Consider the following 23,958-nt stretch of genomic DNA (forward strand, 5'->3'; position numbering starts at 1 on the left):
AACCATCGAGGCAGCCGAATGCAAGAACTACTTCGAAAACGCCGGATACGCTTCCGTCAAAACGTGAAAGACTCTAGGGACGGTTCTCCCGAGAGTTCAGCCTTCCGGCCTCTCGTCCATATCGAATGCAGCATCCACGCGGCAAGAAACAGCGGGATCAGGACAGCGACGCAATATCCGCCCCAGGTGAAAAAATTCACGACGAAAGGCGCGAGCCAGCAAATCGCCAGGATCAGCCGAGGCGGCCTGGAAACCATCGCGGCGAGCATCGCCACCGCTACGGCTACACCGATCGTGTCGTAGGTGTAGCCATAGGGCGTGGCCAGGATCGCAAGGACAGCGGTAAGCACCACGCGTTCCTGATGCGAGACCACGCGGCCCGGCCGCCAGAGCCAGATCGCCGCGGCGATGGAAGCGATGGTCGCGACCGCCTGCACGCCATAGGCGGAGGTCACCCCGGCGCCGAAAGCTCTCGCCGTGAAGAACACCGTTATCGCGTTGTACTGATAGGGCTGCGGATAAGGCGCCTCCATGATCGCCGTCATCAAGGGGCGGGTTTCGGTCAGGAACAGCCGCCAGACATCGAAGCCGAAGAACAGGCCGGTGGCGAGGGCGATCACGACGCTGGTGCCAATCGCCGCGAGAATGGCGCGCCAGTTGCCGCTGGCGAGCAGGCAGAAGGGCACGAGAATGCCGAGATGCGGTTTGATCGTCAGCAGGCCGAACAGGATTCCGGCCAGCAGCGGACGCCTTGGCGCCACGGCGAGGCCTCCGATCAACAGCGCGGCGGTCAGCGCGCCGTTCTGGCCGAACAAGGAGTTCCAGATAACCGCCGGGCTCAAGACAATCGCCAGTTCCACGGCCGCTCCGAGCTTCAGCGGCCGGACAGCCAGCCACAGGCACAGCACGGTCCCGAACGTCCAGATCAGATAGGCGGGCAGAATCGGCAAGGTGGCAAGCGGAACGCCGAGCAGGAGGATGTTCGGCGGATAGCTCCATTCCTGATTTGGAAGGTCGGGTGAGAACATCGCGCGCAGCGCCGCGCGGTAGGCCTCCACGTCGAAGAGAACGGCAACGTGGCCCTCGATGGCCATGCGCGAACCTGCCCAGAGGTTGGTGAAATCCCAGTAGGGGAGCCTGTGCGACAGCGCGGAAAAGCCTCGGCTGTCCAAGGTCCACAGAAAGCTCAGGTAGAACCAAGTCATCCATGCGGCGATGATCGACACGACCGTGACAATGGCCACGTCCAAAAGGCTCCTGGTCCTGATCCAATCCGGTTGCATGGCGATCTCGGTTATAGCAACCGCGATTGTAGCCCAGGTGTCCTTAAGATCGTCTTGCCCCAATATGCTCAGCCAGGCACCGTCACCCGCCGCAGCGTCAGATTGATGCGGCCGCCGTTCTTCAGCAGCGCCGATGTCGCCGGATAGATGCGGTCGACACCGTGGAAGGCGAGGCGGCCTTCGCCGCCAAGCACGACGACGTCGCCGCTCTTCAGCCTGAACGACTTGGTGCCGCCATCGCGCCTGTCCTGGCCGACCCGGAACAGGCAGTCGTCGCCCAGCGAGACCGACACCACGGGCGCGGCGAAATCCTGTTCGTCGCGGTCCTGATGCAGGCCCATTTTGGCATCCGCCGAATAGAAGTTGACCAGGCATGCCTCGGGCGGATGCTGATAGGCCGAGACCTCGCGCCATAATTCCAAGAGGGCTTCCGGGATCGGCGGCCAGGGCTCGCCGGTCACCGGATGCATCGGCTGATAGCGATAGCCGCGCTCCTTGTCGGTCACCCAGCCAAGCGCGCCGCAATTGGTCATGCGCACGCTCATCTCCTTGCCGGTGCGCGGCATGGCCGGCACATAGAGTGGTGCGGCCTGCACGACGCGCCTGATCTCCTCGACCAGCGCTTCCTGGGCCGGGCGCGGGAGGTAACCCGGCATATGGCGGACGCCTTTGGGCAGAACGAGCATGGATCGATCCGTTGCTCCCTAGAGCTGGATGGTTTCGGGTCTGTTCGACATGAAATCTGAATCCGTCTTTAAATCAGAGAGATAGGGCATGATGTTCCGAAAACCGCTTCACACTGGTCGGCATCATGCTCCAAGCCATGCCATCCTTCAAAGAAGGCGGCGACCCGAAACCAGCGGCTTTGGCCGGATCAGTCGCTTTCCACCCGACCGCGCAGCTTCTTCACCGTCGACCGGCCTGCCTTGCTTTTCAGGCGGCGCTCCACGGCGCCTTTGGACGGCCTGGTCTTCTTGCGCGGCGGAGGCGGCGGCTCGGCCGCCTTGGCGATCAATGCAGTCAGCCGCGCCCGCGCGTCGGCGCGGTTCTGCTCCTGGGTGCGAAAGCGGCCTGCCTCGATGACGATGACGCCGTCCTTGGTGGCGCGCTGGCCGGCCAGCTTGATGGCGCGCTCGCGCACGCGCTCGGACAGGCCGGACGCGTTCGCCGCGTCGAAGCGCAGCTGCACGGCGGTGGCCACCTTGTTCACGTTCTGGCCGCCCGGACCGGACGAGCGGATGAAGTCCTCATGCAGGTCGCCAGGACGGATGACCGCTTCGCCGGAGATGGTAATATCGTCATCGCTTGCCATACACGCACTCATGACGCGACGGCGGCAAAAAGAAAAGGCCCGGCGCGAGCCAGGCCCTGGAGGAAGAAATTAGCAGTGACTGCTATTCAGCCGCTTCCTGCATCCGCGGCGCCGCGCCGAGGATGGTCGCGTCGACATGGCGTTCGAACTTCTCGAAATTGACGGCGAACATGTTGACCAGCTTCGCGGCCTGGCGGTCGTAACCGGCCTTGTCCGCCCAGGTCGAGCGGGGGTCGAGAATGGCGCCGTCGATACCCGGGACCGCCACCGGCACCTCAAAGCCGAAATTGGCGTCGGTGCGGAACTCGGCCGACTTCAGCGAACCGTCGAGCGCGGCGCCCAGCAAGGCGCGCGTCACCTTGATCGGCATGCGGCGCCCGGTGCCGTAGGCGCCGCCGGTCCAGCCGGTGTTGACCAGCCAGCAGTCGACGCCATGGCCGGCGATCAGCTCGCGCAGCAGATTGCCGTATTCGGATGGATGGCGCGGCATGAACGGGGCGCCGAAGCAGGTCGAGAACGTCGCCTCCGGCTCGGTGACGCCCTTTTCCGTGCCGGCAACCTTGGCGGTATAGCCCGACAGGAAATGGTACATCGCCTGCGCCGGCGTCAGCCTGGCGATCGGCGGCATGACGCCGAAGGCGTCTGCGGTCAGCATGATGATGTTCTTCGGATGCCCGGCGCGGCCGGTCTTCGAGGCATTGGGGATGAAATCCAGCGGATAGGCGCAGCGCGTGTTCTCGGTCAGGCTGCCATCGTTGAAATCCGGAACGCGGCCGGCGTCGAGCACCACGTTCTCCAGCACCGTGCCGAAGCGCTGCGTGGTGGCGAAGATCTCCGGTTCGGCCTCCGCCGACAGCCTGATCGTCTTGGCGTAGCAGCCGCCTTCGAAATTGAAGATGCCGTGCGGGCCCCAGCCATGCTCGTCGTCGCCGATCAGCGTGCGCGACGGGTCGGCCGACAGCGTCGTCTTGCCGGTGCCGGACAGGCCGAAGAAGACGGCTGCGTCGCCGTCCGCACCTTCATTGGCGGAACAGTGCATCGGCATCACGCCCCTTGCCGGCAGCAGATAGTTCAGCATGGTGAAAACCGACTTCTTCATCTCGCCGGCATAGGAGGTGCCGCCGATCAGAACGATCTTGCGGGTGAGGTCGACCGCGATCACCGTTTCGGTGCGGGTGCCGTGACGCGCCGGATCGGCGCGGAAGGAGGGCAGGTCGATGATCGTCAGCTGCGGCACGAAACGCTCGATTTCCGCGGCTTCGGGACGGATCAAAAGATTGCGGATGAACAGCGAATGCCAGGCGAATTCGGTGATGACCCGGGTCGGCAGCTTCAGATTGGCGTCGGCGCCGCCGACGAGGTCCTGCACGTAGAGGTCCTTGCCGGCTGCATGTGCCTTGAAATCCGCCAGCAGCGCTTCGAACTCACCCGGCGAGATCGCCTTGTTGTTGTCCCACCAGACCTGGCCGCCGGTCGCCTCGTCGCGCACGACGAATTTATCCTTCGGCGAACGCCCGGTATGCTGGCCGGTCTCGGCGACCAGCGCGCCCTGCGCGGTCAACCTCGCCTCGCCGCGCCGGATCGCTTCCTCGTAGAGTTCGGCCGCGCCAAAATTATAGCGTACCATGCCCATTGTCTTCAGGCCGATCGCGTCGATGGCGCAGTCGGGGTTGCGTTTGCCGGCTTCCGACATCAAATTTCCTCTCTGGATTTGGCCGCATCTGACGGGTTACTTCCCGGAGCCCGCGCTGGGGCCGTCAGGTTCAGAACCAGAAAAGCCGAATGATATCAAATCATTAATCGATTTAAAAAATTTGAAAGTTGTTTAAATCGTTTATATGTGCAAAAAACCGTAGAGGTTGCCCAAAGGATTGGCAGGCTCGGTTCGTCCAATCCCACTATGGGTGCGATGGCGTGTGACGGCAGGCCGCCCGTGACTTCGGACAAGGCCCGTGCCACATTTTGTACCCAATTTGTCCTGCAAAAGCCCCTTCTCGACGACAGAAGGGACAGCTCATGAGGGAGCCGCTTGAAATGGCAACAATCGCGCTTGTCGACGACGACCGAAACATTCTGACCTCGGTGTCGATCGCGCTCGAATCCGAGGGCTATCGGGTCGAAACCTACACCGATGGCGCGTCGGCGCTGGAAGGCCTGGCGGCACGGCCGCCGAACCTCGCCATCCTCGACATCAAGATGCCGCGCATGGACGGCATGGAGCTGTTGCGCCGCATGCGCCAGAAGTCGGATCTCCCGGTCATCTTCCTGACGTCGAAGGACGACGAGATCGACGAGTTGTTCGGCCTCAAGATGGGCGCCGACGACTTCATCCGCAAACCGTTCTCGCAGCGCCTGCTTGTCGAGCGCGTGCGCGCAGTGCTGCGCCGCACCAGCGCCCGCGAGGCGGCGGCCAAGGCGCCCAGCCAGCAGGCCCGCTCGCTCGAACGCGGCCAGTTGGTGATGGACCAGGAGCGGCACACCTGCACCTGGAAGGGCGAGCCGGTGACGCTGACGGTGACCGAATTCCTCATCCTGCATTCGCTGGCGCAGCGCCCCGGTGTGGTAAAAAGCCGTGATGCGCTGATGGATTCAGCCTATGATGAACAGGTCTATGTCGACGACCGCACCATCGACAGCCACATCAAGCGGCTGCGCAAGAAGTTCAAGGCCGTCGACGACGACTTCGAGATGATCGAAACCCTTTACGGAGTCGGGTACCGGTTCCGCGAAGCGTAAGATAGGTAGGGAATAGTCAGTAGTCAGTTTTGAATGATGCGGGCGGCCACCCATAGCCGAAGTCAGCCAACCACTTCCCTACTGCCTACTCACTACTCACTAACTAAACAGGGCCTGCTATTCGATGGCAGTGGAAGTAGAGCGAGGCAGACGGGCGGGCGCGGCAAGGCGTCCGCCGCGGATCGTGCCTGCCTTCGTTTCGAAAATCACGGTGCCGATGCGCCGGTTTCTCGGCCATCACATCTTCTCCAGTCTGACGCGGCGCATCCTGTTCCTTAACCTGGCCGGCCTCGCCGTGCTGGTCACCGGCATCCTTTATCTGAACACCTTTCGCGACGGGCTGATCGACGCGCGCGTTGAAAGCCTGATGACGCAGGGCGAGATCATCGCCGGTGCCATCGCGGCTTCGGCGACCGTCGAGACCGATTCGATCAGCATCGATCCGGAAAAGCTGCTGGAGCTGCAGGCGGGCGAAAGCCTGGGGCCGGGGTCGGACCAGCTCGACAACCTCGATTTCCCGATCAATCCCGAGCGCGTCGCGCCGGTGCTACGACGCTTGATCTCGCCGACGCGCACCCGCGCCCGCATCTATGACCGCGACGCCAACCTGCTGCTCGATTCGCGGCATCTTTATTCGCGCGGCCAGATCCTGCGCTACGACCTGCCGCCCGTCGACGAGGAGCAGCCGGGCGTCGTGGAGCGAGTGGAGAAGTTCATCTTCGACTTCTTCCGCAACAAGGACCTGCCGGTCTACCACGAGCAGCCCGGCGGCAACGGCGCGGCCTTTCCCGAAGTGGTCAAGGCGCTGACCGGCAGCCCTTCGACCATCGTGCGGGTGAGCGAGCAGGGCGAACAGATCGTCTCCGTCGCGGTGCCGATCCAGCGCTTCCGCGCCGTGCTCGGCGTCTTGATGCTGTCCACCGAAGGCGGCGACATCGACAAGATCGTCGCGGCCGAGCGCAAGGCGATCCTGCGCGTGTTCGGGGTGGCGGCGCTCGTCACCGCGATCCTGTCGATGCTGCTCGCCTCCACCATCGCCAATCCGCTGCGCCGGCTTTCAGCCGCCGCCGTCAGGGTGCGGCGCGGCGTCAAGAGCCGCGAGGAAATCCCCGACTTTTCCGATCGTCAGGACGAGATCGGCAATTTGTCCATTGCCGTGCGCGATATGACGAATGCGCTGTATGCGAGAATCGAGGCGATCGAAAGTTTCGCCGCCGACGTGTCGCATGAGTTGAAGAACCCGCTGACGTCGCTGCGCAGCGCCGTGGAAACGCTACCTTTGGCGAAAAACGATGCTTCTCGCGCACGCCTGATGGAGATCATCCAGCACGACGTGAGGCGGCTCGACCGCTTGATCACCGATATCTCGGATGCGTCCCGCCTCGATGCCGAGCTGGCGCGCGACGATGCCGCGACCGTCGACCTGAAGAAGTTCATCACCGACCTCATCGCCGTCTCGCGCGAGACGACGCGCAACAAGAAGGCCGTCGAGATCGACCTCAAGGTCGCCAAGCTGCCGGCCGGCGCCAAAGGCTATTTCGTCGTCGGCCATGACCTCAGGATCGGCCAGGTCATCACCAACCTGATCGAGAACGCGCGTTCCTTTGTGCCGGACGAGCATGGCCACATCGCGATCTCGCTGGCGCGCGGGGGCAAGTTCAACATCATCACCGTCGACGACAACGGCCCGGGTATCCGGGCCGAGAAGATCGACCGCATCTTCGAGCGCTTCTATACCGACCGGCCGGCCGGCGAGGCGTTCGGCCAGAACTCCGGCCTCGGGCTGTCGATCAGCCGTCAGATCGTCGAGGCACATGGCGGCACGCTGACGGCCGAGAACATCCCCGGCACCAAGCCCGGCGAGATCAAGGGCGCGCGTTTCGTGGTGACGCTGCCGGCGGAAGGCTGATCGCCGAACCGACATGCCAGGCGCCGCCGCAAAGCCCCGCAACATCCATGGGACGGCCATACTGGCCGGCGAGCGCGGCGTGCTGATCACCGGGCCGTCCGGCGCCGGCAAGACGACGCTGGCGCTGGCGCTTGTCGATCATTGCCGCGCGCAGGGCCTTTTTGCCCGGCTGGTCGGCGACGACCAGTTGTTTGCGGCCGCGCACAGCGGCCGGCTGGTGTGCCGCGCGCCGGTGAGCATCGCCGGCCTCGCCGAGGTGCACGGCATCGGACCGCGGCCGCTGGCTTTCGAACCGGCCGCCGTGATCGACCTTGTGGCGCGGCTTGTCGAACCGGCGGACATGGCGCGTCTGCAGGACGAGACCACGGAGACGATCGGCGGATGCCGACTGCCCCGCGTCGACATCGCCCGGCGAAATGTCACCGCCGCGTTGCCCATGCTGATGGCGCGGCTGTCGATCCAGCCTTTTTCATGATCCGGCCCGGGTTTTTTGCTGCGATGCGTCAAAATGGCCCGGGCCGCCGCAATTTTGGGCTTGTCAACCGGCCGTGCGTCGACAAGATAGCGCTCCCGCCGCCTGGAATGGCTGGCGAACATAAGATACGCCTGTGAAGCGGCGATGACGGGAGCCACCAGAGAATGATCGGACTCGTGCTCGTGACGCACGGTCAACTCGCTACCGAGTTCCGACATGCCGTAGAGCATGTCGTCGGGCCGCAAGACAATTTCGAAACCGTGGCGATCGGCGCCGACGACGACATGGAGCAGCGCCGGGCCGACATCGTCGACGCAGTCGCGCGCGTCGACACCGGCGCAGGCGTCATCGTTCTCACCGACATGTTCGGCGGCACGCCTTCCAACCTCGCCATCTCGGTGATGGAATCCGGCCGCACCGAGGTCATCGCCGGCATGAACCTGCCGATGCTGATCAAGCTCTCCTCGATCCGCAAGGGCGACAACATGGCAGCCGCGCTCGACGAAGCGCAAGCGGCGGGCCGTAAATACATCAACGTCGCCAGCCAGCTCCTGAGCAGCAAATGAACGCATCGGCGCAGCGGACGGATGAGGTGGTGCGGGAGTTCCCGATCATCAATCAGCGCGGCCTACATGCGCGCGCTTCGGCCAAGTTCGTCCAGGTCGCCAGCGGCTTCGACGCCACCATCCATGTCGAGAAGGACGGCGTGAAGGTCGGCGGCACCTCGATCATGGGCCTGATGATGCTGGCGGCGAGCCCAGGCTATTCGATCCGCGTCATCGCCAGCGGCCCGGAAGCCGTGCCGGCGATGGACGCGTTGGAGCAGCTGATCGCCTCACGTTTCGGCGAGGAAATCTAGTCACGCTTTTTGTTGGATACATGTCGTCTTCCCAAAATCGTTCCGCGCTTTTGGACGAAACGCAAGACATGCGCGCATAAAGATTTCTTTATGTCCCATTGTCGTGCGACGACCGATCTGGTAGTCAAGCCGGCAACCGCGCCCTCCCATGCGCCTCCCGGCGTCGGCGCGCCTTGAGAAAAAATCACACCGGAGCACTGCCATGACGGGTAGCAAGGACTATGTGGTCGCCGACATCTCGCTTGCCGGCTGGGGCCGCAAGGAGATCGAGATCGCCGAAACCGAAATGCCGGGCCTGATGGCCTGCCGCGAGGAGTTCGGCGCCAAGCAGCCGCTGAAGGGAGCGCGCATCACCGGCTCGCTGCACATGACCATCCAGACGGCGGTGCTGATCGAGACGCTGAAGGCGCTGGGCGCCGACATCCGCTGGGCCTCCTGCAACATCTTCTCGACCCAAGACCACGCGGCCGCGGCCATAGCCGAGGCCGGCATTCCGGTTTTCGCCATCAAGGGCGAGTCGCTGGAAGACTATTGGGACTACACCGACCGGATCTTCCAGTGGACCGATGGCGGTACCTCCAACATGATCCTGGATGATGGCGGCGACGCCACCATGTACATCCTGCTCGGCGCGCGCGCCGAGGCCGGCGAGGACGTGCTGTCCAATCCTGGCAGCGAGGAGGAAGAGATCCTGTTCGCCCAAATCAAGAAGCGCCTGAAGGCTTCGCCAGGCTTCTTCACCAAGCAGCGGGAAGCGATCCGCGGCGTCACCGAGGAGACCACCACCGGTGTCAACCGTCTTTACCAGCTGCAGAAGAAGGGTCTGCTGCCCTTCCCGGCGATCAACGTCAACGATTCCGTCACCAAGTCGAAATTCGACAACAAATACGGCTGCAAGGAATCGCTGGTCGACGGCATCCGCCGCGGCACCGATACCATGATGGCCGGCAAGGTCGCGGTGGTCTGCGGCTATGGCGATGTCGGCAAGGGCTCGTCGGCCTCGCTGCGCGGCGCTGGCGCGCGTGTGAAAGTCACCGAGGTCGACCCGATCTGCGCGCTGCAGGCGGCGATGGACGGCTATGAGGTGGTGACGCTGGAAGACGCCGCGCCCACCGCCGACATCGTCATCACCACCACCGGCAACAAGGACGTCGTCACGCTCGACCATATGCGGTCGATGAAGGACATGGTGATCGTCGGCAATATCGGCCACTTCGACAACGAGATCCAGGTGGCGGCGCTGCGCAACCTGAAATGGACCAACATCAAGCCGCAGGTGGATTTGATCACCTTCCCGGACGGCAAGCGTATGATCCTTCTGTCCGAGGGCCGCCTGCTCAACCTCGGCAACGCCACCGGTCATCCGAGCTTTGTCATGTCGGCCTCGTTCACGAACCAGGTGCTGGCGCAGATCGAGCTTTTCAGCAAGCACGGCCAGTACGAGAACCAGGTCTATGTGCTGCCCAAGCACCTCGACGAGAAGGTCGCGCGGCTGCATCTCGACAAGCTCGGCGCCAAGCTGACCGAGCTGTCCGGCGAACAGGCCGCCTATATCGGCGTGACGCCGCAGGGCCCGTACAAGCCTGAACACTACCGCTATTAACCAAAGCGAAATTATCTACCATATATTGAAGCCGGGTGGTTGACTTTCCATCCGGCTTTATTTTTTGCGCCAATGATTCTTCACGCCGATTCCAGCAAGCGTTATTGTTGTGATTCGCGGTCCGGGGACATGTTGGGCCGGGGACGCATCAGGGCGGTCTTGCATTCAAGCGGCGAAGAGGACCAAGACATGCCGGGGGATTACCCGCCACGCGCGGGAAAGGCCGTTTCCGGCGGCCATGAGGATTCGAATGATGCCGGCCCCGGTGTGAGCCGCGGCGGTTTTCGTGCCGGCTCGCGGCTGGCCTTGCTGCTTGCGACCTCGACGCTTGCCGGCCCGCTCCTCGCCTTTGCGGCCCACGCCGAGACGGGCATTCCGGCAAAGGCCGCGGCGCCGGTCAGCACGCTCGAGGTCATGCAGCTCGCCATGTTCGTGGGCGTCATGGGCGCGGCGCTGGTTTCGGCCATATTCCTTATCCGCGAGCGCGCACGCACCGCCTCGCAGAACCTGCAGCTCAGGGCCCGCATCGCGGACGTCAACGCTGCGCTGCAGCGCTCCGAAGCGCTGCTCAACCTGCGCGACCAGCGCCTGATCGTGTGGACAACGGACAACAAGAAGCCCGAGCTCATCGGCAGCCTGCCGCTGGAAAGCGGCGCGCCTGACGACAGGTCCGCCTTCCTCGCTTTCGGCCGTTGGCTGATGCCGCGCTCGGCGGCGGCGTTGGAGCACGCGGTTGCCGCGTTGCGCGAACAGGCGAAGACCTTCGACCTGGTCATCGAAACGCAGGCCGGCGTGCCGCTGGAGGTGCATGGGCGCAAGAGCGCGGCGCATGTGCTGGTGCGTTTCGTCTCGCTGTCGGAGACGTTGCGCAACCAGGCCAGGCTGAAGATCGAGAACCAGCGGCTCAGCGCCGACTACGACACCTTGATCGGCCTGCTCGACGCGTTGAAGATGCCGGCATGGCTGCGCGGCGCGGACGGGCGATTGCAATGGGTCAACCGCGCCTACGCCGAGGCCGTGGAAGCAGGAAGCGCCGCCGCGGCCGTGCGCGACGCGACGGAATTCCTTGGCGGCCAGGCGCGCGATCAAATCGCCGAGCAGCACAAGTCGCACCCGGTCTTCGAACAGACGCTATCCACCGTGATCGAAGGCGATCGCCGCATGTTCGCGGTCACCGACTTCGCCGGCGCCGACGGTTCGGCGGGGCTCGCCTGCGACACCAGCGCGGCCGAGACGATCCGCGCCGAATACGAGCGGACCGTGCGCAGCCATGCCGACACGCTCGACCAGTTGAACACCGCCGTGGCGATCTTCGACACCGAGGAAAAGCTGCGCTTCTTCAACCAGGCCTTCCAGAAGCTGTGGGGTCTCGACTCGGGCTTCCTGCTCAGCGCTCCCTCCAACACGCTGCTGCTCGACCGGCTGCGCAGCGAAGGCAGGATCGCCGAGCAGCCGGAATGGCGGCGCTGGAAGGAAAACCTGCTCAGCGCCTATCGCGCCGTCGAATCGCAGGAACACTGGTGGCACCTGCCGGACGGCAAGACGATCCGCGTCGTGGCGAACCCGCAGCCGAAGGGCGGCGTCACCTGGGTGTTCGAGAACCTGACCGAGAAGATGGACCTCGAAAGCCGCTACCAGACCGCCGTGCGAGTGCAGGGCGAGACGCTGGACAATCTCGCCGAAGGCGTGGTCGTGTTCGGTCCGGACGGGCGGCTGCGCCTGTCCAATCCGGCCTTCGTCGCGCTGTGGGGGCTGACGGTGGAAGCGGTCAAGCCGAACGTTCATGTTTCGGCGATCCGCGACCTGTGCGACCAGCGCGCCGCGAACAGCCCCTGGGGCGGCTTCGTCGCCGCGGTCACCGGCTTCGACGACGAGCGCCGCGACCGCCGCGGCCAGATCGAGCTCGTCGACGGGACGGTGCTGAGCTACGCGGTGATCCACCTGCCCAACGGCCAGGTGATGATCACCTTCGTCGACGTCACCGACACCGTCAATGTCGAGCGGGCGCTGAAGGACAGGAACGAGGCGCTGGAGAAATCCGACCAGCTGAAGAACGAATTCGTGCAGCACGTTTCCTATGAGCTGCGCTCGCCGCTGACCAACATTATCGGCTTCACCGAGCTACTGTCGCTGCCCGCGACCGGGCCGCTGACGCCCAAGCAGCGCGAATATGTCGAGCATGTCGGCTCGTCATCGTCGGTGCTGCTCACCATCGTCAACGACATCCTCGACCTGGCGACGGTCGATGCCGGCATCATGCAGCTCGACATCTCCGAAATGAACATCGACCGGACGATCGCCGCGGCCGCCGAGCTGGTCGCCGACCGGCTGGACGAGCATCAAATCAAGCTCGAGATCGATGCAGCGGAGGCGCCGGCGAGCTTCCATGGCGACGAGACCCGCATCCGCCAGATCCTCTACAACCTGCTCAGCAACGCGGCGAATTATGCGCCGCAGGCAAGCACGATCCGGCTCACCTGCCGCCGGCTGGCCGACGGCGTCGAGTTCTCGGTGCATGACGATGGCCCTGGCATGCCGCCGGACGTGCTGGAATCGGTCTTCCGCCGCTTCGAGCCGCGCGCCAATGGCGGGCGGAGGCGCGGCGCCGGGCTGGGGCTCTCGATCGTCAAGAGCTTCGTCGAACTGCATGGCGGAACCGTGCGCATCGAGACCGGCCAGGACAGGGGCACCACGGTGATCTGCACCTTCCCGGACAAGCCTTCCGGAATCCCCGATACGCCGGCGGGCATCCGCGACGCGGCCGAGTAGCGCGGACTATATGGCTGGACCAGTGTTGGAACGTTTTCTCGCCGACGAGGCGGCCACGGCAAGGCTTGGCGAGGACCTCGCCATGGCGTTGCGCGCGGGCGACGCGATCGCGCTGAAAGGCGATCTCGGCGCCGGCAAGTCGACGTTGGCCCGCGCGCTGATCCGGGCGCTCGCCGACGACGCCAATCTCGAAGTGCCGAGCCCGACCTTCACCCTGGTGCAGAGCTACGAGACGCGCGTTCCGGTGCATCATTTCGACCTCTATCGGCTGTCCGCTCCGGACGAGCTCGACGAGCTCGGCCTCGACGACGCGCTAAGCCAAGGCGCGGCGCTCATCGAATGGCCGGAACGGGCCGCAGACCGCTTGCCGGAAACGGCGCTGTGGGTCGATCTTGCCGAGCAGGGCGATGGCCGCGTGGCGCGGCTTTCCGGGCAGGGACCGATCTATGATCGCGTGGCGCGATCGCTCGCGATGCGCGATTTTCTGGCCTCCGCCGGATGGGGCGAAGCCAGCCGCCGCTACTTCGTCGGCGATGCTTCCGCCCGCTCCTACGAAATCGTCTCGCTGCCCGGCAAGGCGCCGCGCGTGCTGATGAACTCGCCGCGGCTCGTGCTCGGGCCGCCGGTTCGCGACGGCAAGCCCTATGCGGTGATCGCCCACACGGCGCAATCCGTCGCCGCCTTCGTCGCCATCGACCGGGCGCTGCTTGGGGCCGGCGTCAGCGTGCCGGCGATCCATGCCCAGGATCTCGACCAGGGCTTTCTGCTCACCGAGCATCTCGGCTCGGAAGGTTTCCTCGGTCGCGACGGCCAGCCCATCGCCAAACGCTACGAAGCGGCGGCCGAATTGCTGGCCATGATGCATGGCAAGACTTGGCCTACGCGCTTGGAAGCGTCGCCCGGCGTATTTCACGACGTGCCGCCTTTCGACCGGGAAGCCATGCTGATCGAAGCCGACCTTTTGGTCGACTGGTATGTGCCATGGATCACCGGCGAACCGGCAAACGACGCGTTGCGGGCAGGCTACCACAAGGTATGGAACGCGCTCCTCGATCGTCTGGCAGGCAGCGAATACACGCTGATGCTGCGCGACTTCCATTCGCCCAACATCATCTGGCGAGGCGAGCGCGCCGGCCTCGACCGGCTGGGCATCGTCGACGTCCAGGACGCGCTGATCGGGCCCGCCGCCTATGACGTCGCTTCTTTGGCCATGGATGCGCGCGTCACCGTCTCACCCGAAATCGAGCGGCGCACCGTCGCGGCTTATGTCGCAGCGCGGCGCGCCGCCGGCGCTTTCGACGAGGCCGGCTTCGCCGAGGCCTATGCGATCATGGCCGCGCAGCGCAATTCGAAGATCCTCGGCATCTTCGTGCGGCTCGAAAAACGCGACGGCAAGCCTTACTATCTGAAACACCTGCCGCGCATCCGCGATTATCTGAGGCGGGCGCTGGCGCATCCGGCGCTTTCCGGTCTGAAGGATTTCTACATGGCCCACGGCCTGCTCGAGGAACGGGTCCCATGAAGCCGACGACCGCGATGGTGCTGGCGGCCGGGCTCGGCAAGCGCATGCGGCCGATCACCGACACGATGCCGAAGCCGCTGGTGAAGGTCGCCGGCAAGACCTTGCTCGATTGGGGGCTGGACAGCCTGGAAGCCGCCGGCGTCGCCAAGGCCGTCGTCAACGTGCACTATCTGCCCGAGCAGATCGTCGCGCATGTTGCCCATAGGCGCGCACCGAAGATCGTCATCTCCGACGAGCGCCAGGCGCTGCTGGAATCGGCTGGCGGCATCGTCAAGGCGCTGCCGCTTCTGGGTGGCGAGCCCTTCTACATCATCAATGCCGACACCTTCTGGATCGACAGTGGCCAGCCCAGCCTAGAGCGTCTTGCCCTTGCATGGGACGCCGCGAGAATGGATATTCTGCTGATGCTTACCGATCTCGACTCAGCGACCGGGCATTGCGTCGGCACGGATTTCCTTGTTGCCCCTGATGGAGCCCTACGGCGCTCGAGGGGCGATCCGGCGGGCCTGATCTATGCCGGCGCCGCCATCATCCATCCGCGCATCTTCAAGGATGCGCCCATGGGCTCGCATTCGCTCAATGTCTATTTCGACAAGGCGATCGCCGCAGGGCGCCTGTTCGGCATGAAGATGAACGGACGCTGGATCACCGTCGGCACTCCGGACGCCATTCCGGCGGCCGAGGCAGCCGTGGCCGGCGCCCTAGCGAAGGCGGTATGAGCGGCACGCGCCGCGTCTTTTCCATTCCGCCCGGAGCGCCGTTCCTGCCGACGCTGGCGGGGGCGTTGCTCGACGGGCGCCTGATCCCCGGCTTCCGCTTCGACGGCGACCCGCTGGCGCTTGCCGACGCCACCATCTATGTGCCGACGCGGCGCGCGGCGCGTGCGCTGCGTGGAGCTTTCGTCGACATGCTCTCCGAAATGGACGGGGGAAAACACTCGGCCATCCTGCCGACGGTGCAGCCGCTTGGCGAATTCGACGAGGACGAGGCCGCCTTCGACGCGGAAGCGGCGCCGGCAATAGATCTCGCCCCGCCGATCGCCGCGCAGGAGCGGTTGCTGTTGCTGGCACCGCTGGTGCGTGCCTGGAAGGAAAGCCTGCCGGACCATGTCAGGGCACGGTTCAACGAGGAATTCGTCGTGCCGAGCTCGGCCGCCGACGCCATCTGGCTGGCGCGCGACCTTGCCCGGCTGATGGATGAGATCGAGACCGAGGGCACGGATTGGGCGAAGCTCGCGACGCTGGTCACCGGCAATCTCGCCGGCTGGTGGCAAGTGACGCTCGATTTCCTCGGCATCGTCACCGACAACTGGCCGGAACTTCTCAAGGAGCGGGACCGCTCCAATCCAGCCGCGCATCGCAGCGCGCTGATCCGGCTGGAGGCGGCGCGGCTGAAGCGCACTCCGCCGGCCGGACCGGTGATTGCCGCCGGTTCGACCGGCTCCATCCCCGCCACCGCCGAACTGCTTGCAGTGATCGCCGGCCTGCCCAACGGCGCCGTCGTGCTGCCCGGGCTCGACCGCAACCTGGACGACGCATCCTTCGCGGCGATCACGGCGCCTGGCGCGCGCCCGGCAACGCTCGGCCACCCGCAATACGGCCTCGCCAAGCTGATCGGCGGCATCGGCATTCCGCGCCGCGACGTCGAGGACCTTGTTGCGGCGCCATCGCCGCTTGCGTTGCGCGCGGCCCTGGTCGGCGAGGCGCTGCGGCCGGCCGAAACCACCGAATACTGGACCGAGACGCGGCCGCGCTTCACGGCATATGACATCGAACAGGCGCTGGCCGGCGTGACGCTGGTGGAAGCGGCGAACGAACGCGACGAGGCGGCGGCAATCGCCATCGCGCTGAAGCGCGCCGTGGAGGCCCCAGGCAAGCGCGCGGCGCTCGTCACCGGTGACCGCGCGCTGGCCCGGCGGGTTTCGGCCGAGCTTTTGCGTTTCGGCGTCGTCGCCGACGATTCCGGCGGCGCGCCTTTAATCAACACACCGGCCGCCAGCCTGCTCAGGCTCGCGCTGAGCGCTGCGTTCCGACCCGGCGACCCCGTAGGCCTGCTTGCCTTGCTCAAGCATCCGCTACTCGCGCTCGGTCTCGAACGCCAGGCCATGCGCAAGGCTGCCGAGCTCGTCGAGCTGGTGGCGCTGCGCGGCGGCACGGGCCGGCCCGATGTCGCATCGCTCGGCGCGCTGTTCGAGACACGGCTGGCGGAACTGAGCGGCGACACAAGGCAGCCTTTCTGGTTCTCGCGCTTGACCGTGCGCGGCATCGAGCAGGCCCAAGATATGCTTAGCCGCCTTACCAAGTCGCTGTTGCCGCTCACCGCGATGCGCGACGAGAAAGGCGCCGATATTGCGACGCTGACGCGCGCGAGCGTGGTCGCGCTGGAAAGTCTCGGTCGCGCCGTCGACGACGGCCTGGCGGAGCTCTATGCCGGCGATGCGGGCGAGAAACTCGCCGAGCTGTTGCGCGGGCTGGTGGCGGCGTCGTCGCCCTTCACCTTCGCCGCTTTGGAGTGGCCCGACGTGATGGAGGCCCTGATCGCGCCGGAGACGGTCAAGCCGGCGCAAGGCACCGATCGCAACATCGCCATCTGGGGCGCGCTGGAGGCTCGGCTGCAGCATGTCGACATGTTGGTCATCGGCGGGCTCAATGAAGGGGTTTGGCCGCGCAAGCCCGAGAGCGACCGCTTCATGTCGCGGCTGATGAAGACCGGCATCGACCTCGAGCCGCCGGAGCGGCGCATCGGCCTTGCCGCGCATGACTTCCAGATGGCGATGGGCACAAAAGAGGTCGTGCTGACGCGTTCGGCGCGCTCCGGCGACGCGCCGGCGGTGCCGTCGCGCTGGCTGCAGCGCATCCTGACCTTCCTCGGCAAGGAGCCGGCGTCAGCACTTCGCGGCCGCGGCGACGCGCTGCTTGCCTGGGCGCGCGCGCTCGATGCCGGCGAGAAGAAGGATTTTGCCTCCCGCCCGCAGCCGAAGCCGCCGCTCAGCCTGCGCCCGCAGCATTTCTCGGTCACCGAGATCGAGACGTTGCGCCGCGACCCCTATGCGGTCTACGCGCGGCGCATCCTCGGCCTGATGCCGCTGGAGCCGCTGATCCGCGATCCGGGCGCCGCCGAACGCGGCACGCTGTTCCACGAAATCCTGCATTTGTTCTCGCGGCGGGTCGAGGATCCGAGGGCGCCGAACGCGCTGGCCAGCCTCATCGAAGCGGGCCGTACCTGCTTTGCCGAGGCAAAGCTTCCGCCGGATATCGAGGCTATCTGGTGGCCGCGCTTCGAAAAGCTCGCCGAAAACATCATCGAATGGGAGCATGGCCGCGCCGAGGCGGTCGCGAGACGCTATGCCGAGGAGCGCGCCGACAAAACGGTCGTCGGCCGCACCGGGGTGACGCTTTCCGGCTATGCCGACCGCATCGATCTGCTTGCCGGCGGCATGGCCGACATTCTCGACTACAAGACAGGATCCTCGCCCTCGAAAGCGCAGGCGCACACGCTGCTGTCGCCACAGCTCGCGCTGGAGGGCGCGTTGCTCAGGCGCGGCGCCTTCAAGGAACTCGGCATCCGCGAACCCTCGCAGCTCGCCTTCGTGCGGCTGAAGCCGAATGGCGAGGTATTCGAGGAATCGATCCTCGAATACAACCGCAAGTTCCGCACCGCCAACGACCTTTCCGAGGAAGCCTGGGCGCGGCTGGAACGGCTGCTCTTCCACTATGCCGACCCGACCACCGGCTATTTGTCGCGCGCGCTGCCCTTCCGCGAGGGCGAGGCCGACGGCGACTACGATCATCTGGCGCGGGTGCTCGAATGGTCGGCCGGCGGCGCCAGCGAGGACGAGGCGGAAGGATGAAATATCCGATCCCCTCCGATACCGCCGCCAGCCAGGCGCGCGCCTCCGATCCCGCCTATTCCGCCTGGGTGTCGGCCAATGCCGGTTCGGGCAAGACGCATGTCTTGGCGCAGCGCGTCATCCGGCTCCTGCTCAACGGCACCGATCCGTCGAAGATCCTGTGCCTCACCTACACGCGGGCTGCCGCCGCCAATATGTCGAACCGCGTGTTCTCGACCCTGTCGGAATGGACGGCGCTGCCTGATGCCGAGCTGGCGGTCAGGATCGCGGCTCTGGACGGCCGCGGCGCCGACCGCGACATGATGCGGCGCGCACGCCGGCTGTTTGCCGAGGCGCTCGAGACGCCGGGCGGACTGAAAATCCAGACCATTCATGCCTTCTGCGAATCCGTGCTGCACCAGTTCCCGCTCGAAGCCAATATCCCGGCGCATTTCGAGATGCTCGATCCGCAGATGGAGGCCTCGCTGTTCGCCGATGCCCGCCGCGACATGATCTCCGGCGCAGGCGCCGGCGTCGAAGGGCTGGCGGAAGCCTTTGCCACCGTGCTGGAACGCGGCGGCGAGTTCGGGCTCGATACGCTGCTTGCCGAGATCGTCGGCAAGCGCGATGAACTGCGCGGTTTCATCGCCAAGTTCGGCGAGGATCGGGACTTCCGGCCACTGTTCGCCGAATTCGGCTTCAGGCCTGGACAGACGGCCGAGGACATCGCTGCTTCGCTGTGGCCGCTGCCTGGCTTTTCGCCTGGCCAGCTCGCCGAATTTGCCCGTGCCGCCGAGGCAGCCGACGCCAAGCAGGTGTTGAACAATGTGCTGCCGTATGCGCAGAGCGCCTTTGCCGAGGCCGATCCGATCCGGCGGCTGCGCCTGCTCGCCAAGGCATTCCTGCGTGCGGACGGCGACCCCTACGATCCGCCCAAAATCTTCAGGAAGGCGCTGATCGACCGCCTGCCCGACCTGCCGGACCGCTATTTCGTGGTGGCGAAGGCAATCCTCGACGTAACCGACCGGCTGGCGCTGTTCCGCATGCTGGAAGGGACAGCGGCAGCGCTCACCGTCGCCGGCTGGCTGATCGCGCGCTATGAGCAGTTGAAGCGCGGGCGGGGTTTCCTCGACTTCAACGACCTCATCACCCGCACGGTCAGTCTCTTGTCGCGACCGGATGCCGGGCCGTGGGTGCAGTTCAAGCTCGACCAAGGCATCGACCACATCCTGCTCGACGAGGCACAGGACACCAGCCCGGACCAGTGGGAAGTGGTGAAGAAGCTGACGGAAGAGTTCTTTGCCGGGCTTGGCCAACGCGAAGCGGTGCGCCGAACTGTCTTTGCCGTCGGCGACGAGAAGCAGTCGATCTATTCCTTCCAAGGCGCGGCGCCTGATTCCTTTGCCGAAAGCCGGCTGTTGTTCGCCGGCCGCGTGCGCGACGCGGAGGCCGCCTTCGCCAATCTCAAGCTCACCTGGTCGTTCCGGTCGAGCGACGACGTGCTGGCTGCGGTTGACCGCGTCTTCGCCGAACCCGGTGTCAGGCGCGGCATCAGCCACGATCCTGATCCGCTGAGCCACAAGGCTATCCGCAATGATGCGCCGGGCTATGTCGAGGTGTGGCCGTCGGTCGGCGCCGAAATGGTCGAGGAGCCCGACGACTGGACCTTGCCGGTCAACCATGCCAGCGCGCCCGCGGTACGCGTCGCCGAGCATGTGGCCACCACCATCCAGACCTGGCTGCGCAACGGTGAGGTCATCGAAGGCAAGGGCAGGAAGCTGACCGCCGGCGACATCCTCGTGCTGGTGCGCAAACGCGACCGTTTCGTCCATGCGCTGTCGCGCAGCCTCAAGAACCGGCAGATCCCGGTCGCCGGCGCCGACCGGCTGAGCCTGCCCGGCCATATCGCGGTGCAGGACCTGATCGCGCTTGGACATTTCCTGATCCAGCCGGAAGACGACCTTTCCTTGGCCGCGGTGCTGCGCAGCCCGATCTTCGAGGTTTCGGAGGAGACCTTGCTGACGCTCGCTGGCTCGAGGCCGAAGGGCCAGCCGCTGGTCGCCTCGCTCAGGCAACATGCGGCCGAGGATGTTTCCCTCGCCGCTGTCGTTAGCCGGCTCGATGGCTGGGCAACCGAAGTGGCCTTCAAGCCGGTTTTCGAATTCTACGCCGCCGCGCTGGCGCGCGACGGCCTGCGCCGCAAGATGACGGCGCGGCTGGGACCCGAAGCCGGCGATATCCTCGACGAGTTCCTGAGCTTTTGCCTGACCGAGGAACGCACCGGCCTGCCGGGGCTGGAGTCCTTCCTGTCGACGCTGGAAAATGCCGGCCCCGAGATCAAGCGCGAGATGGACCAGACGCGCGACGAGGTGCGGGTCATGACCGTGCATGCCGCCAAGGGTCTCGAAGCCCCGGTGGTCTTCCTGGTCGATGGCGGCTCGGCGCCGTTCAGCGACCAGCATCTGCCGCGGCTGATGCCGTTCGAGAGCTCCGGCACGCAATGGAAAGGCAAGGGCTATCTGTGGCGCTCGGCCAGCGATGTCGCCAATGGCGTCTCGAAGGCGGCCTCGGTCCGGGCGCGCGAACTGGCCGACGACGAATACCGGCGGCTGCTCTATGTCGGCATGACGCGTGCCGAGGACCGGCTGGTCGTCTGCGGCTATCACGGCAAGCGGCAGCCCAGCACCGGCACCTGGCATTCGATCGTCAGCCGCGCGTTGCTCGGCGCGCCCGAGAGCTCCGAGCGCCGGCATCCGGCGACGGCCGAGGTGGCGGTACATCGCTTCCATATGACGAAATTGCCACCCGTCGCGCTGGCAGAGGGCGAAGCCGAGCATAGAATCGAGCATCTTGCGCCGCTGCCCGACACCCTATTCCGGCCATTGCCGCCCTATGAGGAGCTGCCGCGGCCGCTTTCGCCTTCCGGCGCTTCGGCGTTGATCGACGAGGCGAAAGAAGCCGTGCCCGACCCTCGCTCGCCAGTGCTCGATGCCGAGGCCGAGCCCGGCTTAGCGATCCTGCGCGGCCTTGCCCTGCACAAATTGCTGCAGATGCTGCCCGGCATCGCGGAGGAGGAAAGGCGGGGCGCCGCCGAGCGCTACCTGGCGCGCGCCGGCGCGGATTGGCCGGATGGCGAGCGCGACAGGGCGCTGGACGCCGTGCTCTCCATCCTGTCCGACACCCGCTTCGGCGCGCTGTTCTCGCCATCCTCCCGAGCGGAGGTCGCCGTCATGGGCAGCCTCGAGGTGAAGGGCAGGCTGCGCTCGATCTCCGGCAAGATCGACCGGCTGGCGGTCACGCCCGAAAAGGTGTCGATCATCGACTACAAGACCAACCGGCCGGCCCCCAAAGACCTGGCGGAGGTGCCGCCGGCCTATGTGCTGCAGCTTGCGCTCTACCGCGCTCTGCTCCAGCCGCTCTATCCGGGGCGCGAGGTGACGGCGGCGCTGCTGTTCACCGAGGCGCCGCGACTGATCGAGCTGCCCGCCCCCGCCATGGATGACGCCCTTGCCCGACTCACGGCAGCGTGACACAAGAACTGCTTGAACATCGCCGCCACAACCACCACATTTGGTGCAACCCGAATTTTCGAAAGGATTTCAGCATGGCCACCGTCAAGGTCGACAAGGGCAATTTCCAGGCCGATGTGCTCAACGCCAAGGAGCCGGTCGTGGTGGATTTCTGGGCGGAATGGTGCGGCCCGTGCAAGATGATCGCTCCGGCGCTGGAAGACATCGCCAACGAACTCGGCGCGAAGATCAAGGTGGCCAAGCTCAACATCGACGAGAACCCGGAGCTTGCCGCGCAGTACGGCGTGCGCTCGATCCCGACGCTGATGATTTTCAAGGGCGGCGAAGTGGCCGACATGAAAGTGGGCGCCGCGCCGAAGACCGCGCTGTCGCACTGGATCAACGGCAGCCTCGCCTGAGCCAATCTGAAGTTTTCAAGATCCAAGCCCGGCCATCGCGCCGGGCTTTTCTTTGGCGTCATGGCTCGTCGCGCTCTGGCTCTCGCCTGCGGGCACTCCGTGTTCTCTGTTCGCAGGAAAGGGAGAGCTCCATGACCGGAACCGCCAAGGCCATAGTTCACGTCGACAATGAGCGCGTCATCGTCACCGAATACCGCTTCGCGCCGGGCGCCAACACCGGCTGGCACCGCCATGGCCACGACTATGTCGTCGTGCCGCTGATGGACGGCAAGGTGAAGCTGGTGACCAAGGACGGCGAATCCTTCGCCGAGATGAAGCAAGGCGCGCCCTATTTCCGCCGGGAAGGCGTCGAGCACGACGTCATCAATGCCAATGACGGCGAGTATGCCTTCATCGAAATCGAGCTGAAGTAGGCCGGCCGTGATTGCCGGCTTGCACGGTCCCTTTCCGGCCTCGTGCGGGATGTCGTGGGTCTAACGCCTCTCCTCGCCTTTGCCGGTTTTGCGGCGGTGGCCGCTTATGTCCAGACTCTGACGGGCTTCGCCTTCGGCCTGGTGATGATGGGCGCGATTGCGCTTGTCGGCTTGCTGCCGCTGCCCGACGCCGCCGCCATGGTCGGCATGCTGACCCTGGTCAATGCCACGCAGATGCTGATCCAAGGCGGCTGGCGCGAGATTGCGCGCCGGGAGCTGCGGCTTATCCTGGTCGCAAGCCTCCCTTCGCTGCTCTTGGGGTATGCCCTGCTGGAATGGCTGGCGGACACGCGGGCCGACCTGCTGAAAATCGGACTCGGTCTGGTCATCATGATGTCCAGCCTGCAACTGGCCATCAGGCCTGCCGGCTTGGCAAAACGGTCGTCGGACGCGAGTTTCGTCGGCTTCGGTGTCGTTTCGGGCCTGATGAGTGGGCTGTTTGCGACCGGCGGCCCACCGCTCGTTTATCATCTCTTTCGCCAGCCAATGCCGCACAACTGTGTCCGCGAAACGCTGGTCGCCGCTTTCGGCGCCGCGCAGGTGGTGCGGCTTATCCTGGTGACGGCAAGCGGCAACCTGCCGACCATGTCGCCTGTCGCGCTCGTCGTCGCCATACCGGCCGTAATGCTGATGACCTATGCGGCACGCCGCTGGCCACCGTCATTGTCGCAAGGGACAATGCGAAAGATCGTCTTTGTTCTGCTTTTCCTGTCAGGGCTCTCGCTGGCACTGCCTGCCGCGATGCACCTTGCCGTCTAACTTCAACTGCTCATGCGGGCGACGTGTCGCTCCAATTTACCAGTCGGCGACACGGTCGCCGCCGGTGAATTGCGCGCTTTTGGCGGTGTATTCGAACAGCTCGATCTTTACGCCGTTGGGGTCGGCGATCCAGGCTTGGTATGTGTCGTCGCAGGCAAGCTTCTTTGGCGTGACCGCGACGCCTTTCGACCGGATATGAAGGATCGCCGCATCGATGTCTTCCACCTCGAGGCAGAAGTGGTTGATCTGGTTTGCCTCGCTGTAGCTGGATTCACGTTTCTCGAACACCTCGACATGGCTGCGGCCGCCGCAGTCTATGTAGAAGCCGAAGATCTTGCCGTCGCGCAGGAAATTGAACCGCGTGTCCATGCCGAGAACATCGCGGTAGAAGCCGCGCGTCGCCTCCAGGTCGTGCGCGAAGATGCAAACATGGGCGAGCTGCTTCACCTTGATCATGGCCGGTTCCTTTCGGCCCCCGCCGAAATCCGCAATGCTGTCCCG

The 23,958-nt window shown here is 65.2% G+C and carries 19 protein-coding genes; 14 read left to right on the top strand and 5 right to left on the bottom strand.

Features of this window, described 5'->3' with window-relative positions:
* Positions 1 to 56 precede the first annotated feature (56 nt).
* From LB523_RS22590 to LB523_RS22605, 4 genes are all read right to left on the bottom strand, one after another.
* Positions 57 to 1,244, bottom strand: coding sequence for a glycosyltransferase family 87 protein (locus tag LB523_RS22590; protein ID WP_224607114.1), 1,188 nt, complete (start codon positions 1,242 to 1,244; stop codon positions 57 to 59).
* A 107-nt stretch (positions 1,245 to 1,351) separates the two neighbouring features.
* Positions 1,352 to 1,969, bottom strand: coding sequence for an alpha-ketoglutarate-dependent dioxygenase AlkB family protein (locus LB523_RS22595; protein ID WP_224607117.1), 618 nt, complete (start codon positions 1,967 to 1,969; stop codon positions 1,352 to 1,354).
* 188 nt (positions 1,970 to 2,157) lie between these two features.
* The gene (arfB, locus tag LB523_RS22600; RefSeq protein ID WP_140843521.1) at positions 2,158 to 2,595 is read right to left on the bottom strand and encodes an alternative ribosome rescue aminoacyl-tRNA hydrolase ArfB; all 438 of its coding nucleotides are present in this window, start codon (positions 2,593 to 2,595) and stop codon (positions 2,158 to 2,160) included.
* 82 nt (positions 2,596 to 2,677) lie between these two features.
* Complete coding sequence (locus LB523_RS22605) at positions 2,678 to 4,288, bottom strand: phosphoenolpyruvate carboxykinase (RefSeq protein WP_224607120.1); 1,611 nt, start codon at positions 4,286 to 4,288, stop codon at positions 2,678 to 2,680.
* 341 nt (positions 4,289 to 4,629) lie between these two features.
* Between LB523_RS22605 and LB523_RS22610 the strand changes: the two genes are divergently transcribed.
* From LB523_RS22610 to LB523_RS22675, 14 genes are all read left to right on the top strand, one after another.
* The gene (locus LB523_RS22610; protein ID WP_006201274.1) at positions 4,630 to 5,331 is read left to right on the top strand and encodes a response regulator transcription factor; all 702 of its coding nucleotides are present in this window, start codon (positions 4,630 to 4,632) and stop codon (positions 5,329 to 5,331) included.
* A 124-nt stretch (positions 5,332 to 5,455) separates the two neighbouring features.
* Positions 5,456 to 7,240 (top strand): sensor histidine kinase, encoded by a 1,785-nt coding sequence (locus LB523_RS22615; RefSeq protein WP_318011989.1) that lies wholly within the window; start codon positions 5,456 to 5,458, stop codon positions 7,238 to 7,240.
* 13 nt (positions 7,241 to 7,253) lie between these two features.
* Complete coding sequence (locus LB523_RS22620; RefSeq protein WP_224607123.1) at positions 7,254 to 7,715, top strand: HPr kinase/phosphorylase; 462 nt, start codon at positions 7,254 to 7,256, stop codon at positions 7,713 to 7,715.
* Positions 7,716 to 7,879: 164 nt separating this feature from the next.
* Positions 7,880 to 8,281 carry a PTS sugar transporter subunit IIA gene (locus LB523_RS22625; protein ID WP_027166957.1) on the top strand — a complete coding sequence of 134 codons (402 nt, stop codon included), beginning with the start codon at positions 7,880 to 7,882 and terminating at the stop codon, positions 8,279 to 8,281.
* Positions 8,278 to 8,574, top strand: a complete 297-nt coding sequence (locus LB523_RS22630) for an HPr family phosphocarrier protein (RefSeq protein WP_224607126.1) — start codon at positions 8,278 to 8,280, stop codon at positions 8,572 to 8,574. The genes LB523_RS22625 and LB523_RS22630 overlap by 4 nt, the downstream gene beginning before the upstream one ends.
* Before the next feature lie 202 nt (positions 8,575 to 8,776).
* Entirely contained in the window at positions 8,777 to 10,177 is a 1,401-nt protein-coding gene (gene ahcY / locus LB523_RS22635; RefSeq protein WP_224607129.1) for an adenosylhomocysteinase, read from the top strand.
* A 189-nt stretch (positions 10,178 to 10,366) separates the two neighbouring features.
* On the top strand, positions 10,367 to 12,946 hold the full coding sequence (locus LB523_RS22640; RefSeq protein WP_224607131.1) for a sensor histidine kinase: 2,580 nt from the start codon (positions 10,367 to 10,369) through the stop codon (positions 12,944 to 12,946).
* Between the two features lie 10 nt (positions 12,947 to 12,956).
* Positions 12,957 to 14,468: a tRNA (adenosine(37)-N6)-threonylcarbamoyltransferase complex ATPase subunit type 1 TsaE gene (gene tsaE / locus LB523_RS22645; protein ID WP_224607133.1), complete on the top strand. Its 1,512-nt coding sequence runs from the start codon at positions 12,957 to 12,959 to the stop codon at positions 14,466 to 14,468.
* Positions 14,465 to 15,187 carry a nucleotidyltransferase family protein gene (locus LB523_RS22650; protein ID WP_224607135.1) on the top strand — a complete coding sequence of 241 codons (723 nt, stop codon included), beginning with the start codon at positions 14,465 to 14,467 and terminating at the stop codon, positions 15,185 to 15,187. Before tsaE ends, LB523_RS22650 begins: the two co-directional genes overlap by 4 nt.
* Complete coding sequence (gene addB, locus LB523_RS22655) at positions 15,184 to 18,318, top strand: double-strand break repair protein AddB (RefSeq protein ID WP_224607137.1); 3,135 nt, start codon at positions 15,184 to 15,186, stop codon at positions 18,316 to 18,318. Before LB523_RS22650 ends, addB begins: the two co-directional genes overlap by 4 nt.
* On the top strand, positions 18,315 to 21,827 hold the full coding sequence (addA, locus tag LB523_RS22660; RefSeq protein WP_224607139.1) for a double-strand break repair helicase AddA: 3,513 nt from the start codon (positions 18,315 to 18,317) through the stop codon (positions 21,825 to 21,827). The genes addB and addA overlap by 4 nt, the downstream gene beginning before the upstream one ends.
* A 74-nt stretch (positions 21,828 to 21,901) precedes the next feature.
* The gene (gene trxA, locus LB523_RS22665; protein ID WP_095767992.1) at positions 21,902 to 22,225 is read left to right on the top strand and encodes a thioredoxin; all 324 of its coding nucleotides are present in this window, start codon (positions 21,902 to 21,904) and stop codon (positions 22,223 to 22,225) included.
* Between the two features lie 131 nt (positions 22,226 to 22,356).
* On the top strand, positions 22,357 to 22,638 hold the full coding sequence (locus LB523_RS22670; protein ID WP_140546375.1) for a cupin domain-containing protein: 282 nt from the start codon (positions 22,357 to 22,359) through the stop codon (positions 22,636 to 22,638).
* Between the two features lie 54 nt (positions 22,639 to 22,692).
* Positions 22,693 to 23,457, top strand: coding sequence for a TSUP family transporter (locus tag LB523_RS22675; protein ID WP_224607141.1), 765 nt, complete (start codon positions 22,693 to 22,695; stop codon positions 23,455 to 23,457).
* A 36-nt stretch (positions 23,458 to 23,493) separates the two neighbouring features.
* On the opposite strand, the gene LB523_RS22680 is transcribed toward LB523_RS22675, so the two are convergent.
* Positions 23,494 to 23,913 (bottom strand): VOC family protein, encoded by a 420-nt coding sequence (locus LB523_RS22680; protein WP_224607143.1) that lies wholly within the window; start codon positions 23,911 to 23,913, stop codon positions 23,494 to 23,496.
* Positions 23,914 to 23,958: the final 45 nt, after the last annotated feature.

The sequence above is a fragment of the Mesorhizobium sp. ESP-6-4 genome (assembly GCF_020164735.1).
GTDB lineage: Bacteria > Pseudomonadota > Alphaproteobacteria > Rhizobiales > Rhizobiaceae > Mesorhizobium.

Excerpts from the sequence above, each read along its gene's own strand:
- LB523_RS22670 (WP_140546375.1), top strand. The coding sequence starts at position 22,357 with ATGACCGGAACCGCCAAGGCCATAGTTCACGTCGACAATGAGCGCGTC.
- ahcY (WP_224607129.1), top strand. The coding sequence starts at position 8,777 with ATGACGGGTAGCAAGGACTATGTGGTCGCCGACATCTCGCTTGCCGGC.
- LB523_RS22620 (WP_224607123.1), top strand. The coding sequence starts at position 7,254 with ATGCCAGGCGCCGCCGCAAAGCCCCGCAACATCCATGGGACGGCCATA.
- tsaE (WP_224607133.1), top strand. The coding sequence starts at position 12,957 with ATGGCTGGACCAGTGTTGGAACGTTTTCTCGCCGACGAGGCGGCCACG.
- LB523_RS22640 (WP_224607131.1), top strand. The coding sequence starts at position 10,367 with ATGCCGGGGGATTACCCGCCACGCGCGGGAAAGGCCGTTTCCGGCGGC.
- addA (WP_224607139.1), top strand. The coding sequence starts at position 18,315 with ATGAAATATCCGATCCCCTCCGATACCGCCGCCAGCCAGGCGCGCGCC.
- LB523_RS22615 (WP_318011989.1), top strand. The coding sequence starts at position 5,456 with ATGGCAGTGGAAGTAGAGCGAGGCAGACGGGCGGGCGCGGCAAGGCGT.
- arfB (WP_140843521.1), bottom strand. The coding sequence starts at position 2,595 with ATGGCAAGCGATGACGATATTACCATCTCCGGCGAAGCGGTCATCCGT.
- LB523_RS22680 (WP_224607143.1), bottom strand. The coding sequence starts at position 23,913 with ATGATCAAGGTGAAGCAGCTCGCCCATGTTTGCATCTTCGCGCACGAC.
- LB523_RS22625 (WP_027166957.1), top strand. The coding sequence starts at position 7,880 with ATGATCGGACTCGTGCTCGTGACGCACGGTCAACTCGCTACCGAGTTC.
- addB (WP_224607137.1), top strand. The coding sequence starts at position 15,184 with ATGAGCGGCACGCGCCGCGTCTTTTCCATTCCGCCCGGAGCGCCGTTC.
- LB523_RS22605 (WP_224607120.1), bottom strand. The coding sequence starts at position 4,288 with ATGTCGGAAGCCGGCAAACGCAACCCCGACTGCGCCATCGACGCGATC.
- LB523_RS22630 (WP_224607126.1), top strand. The coding sequence starts at position 8,278 with ATGAACGCATCGGCGCAGCGGACGGATGAGGTGGTGCGGGAGTTCCCG.
- trxA (WP_095767992.1), top strand. The coding sequence starts at position 21,902 with ATGGCCACCGTCAAGGTCGACAAGGGCAATTTCCAGGCCGATGTGCTC.
- LB523_RS22650 (WP_224607135.1), top strand. The coding sequence starts at position 14,465 with ATGAAGCCGACGACCGCGATGGTGCTGGCGGCCGGGCTCGGCAAGCGC.
- LB523_RS22595 (WP_224607117.1), bottom strand. The coding sequence starts at position 1,969 with ATGCTCGTTCTGCCCAAAGGCGTCCGCCATATGCCGGGTTACCTCCCG.
- LB523_RS22610 (WP_006201274.1), top strand. The coding sequence starts at position 4,630 with ATGGCAACAATCGCGCTTGTCGACGACGACCGAAACATTCTGACCTCG.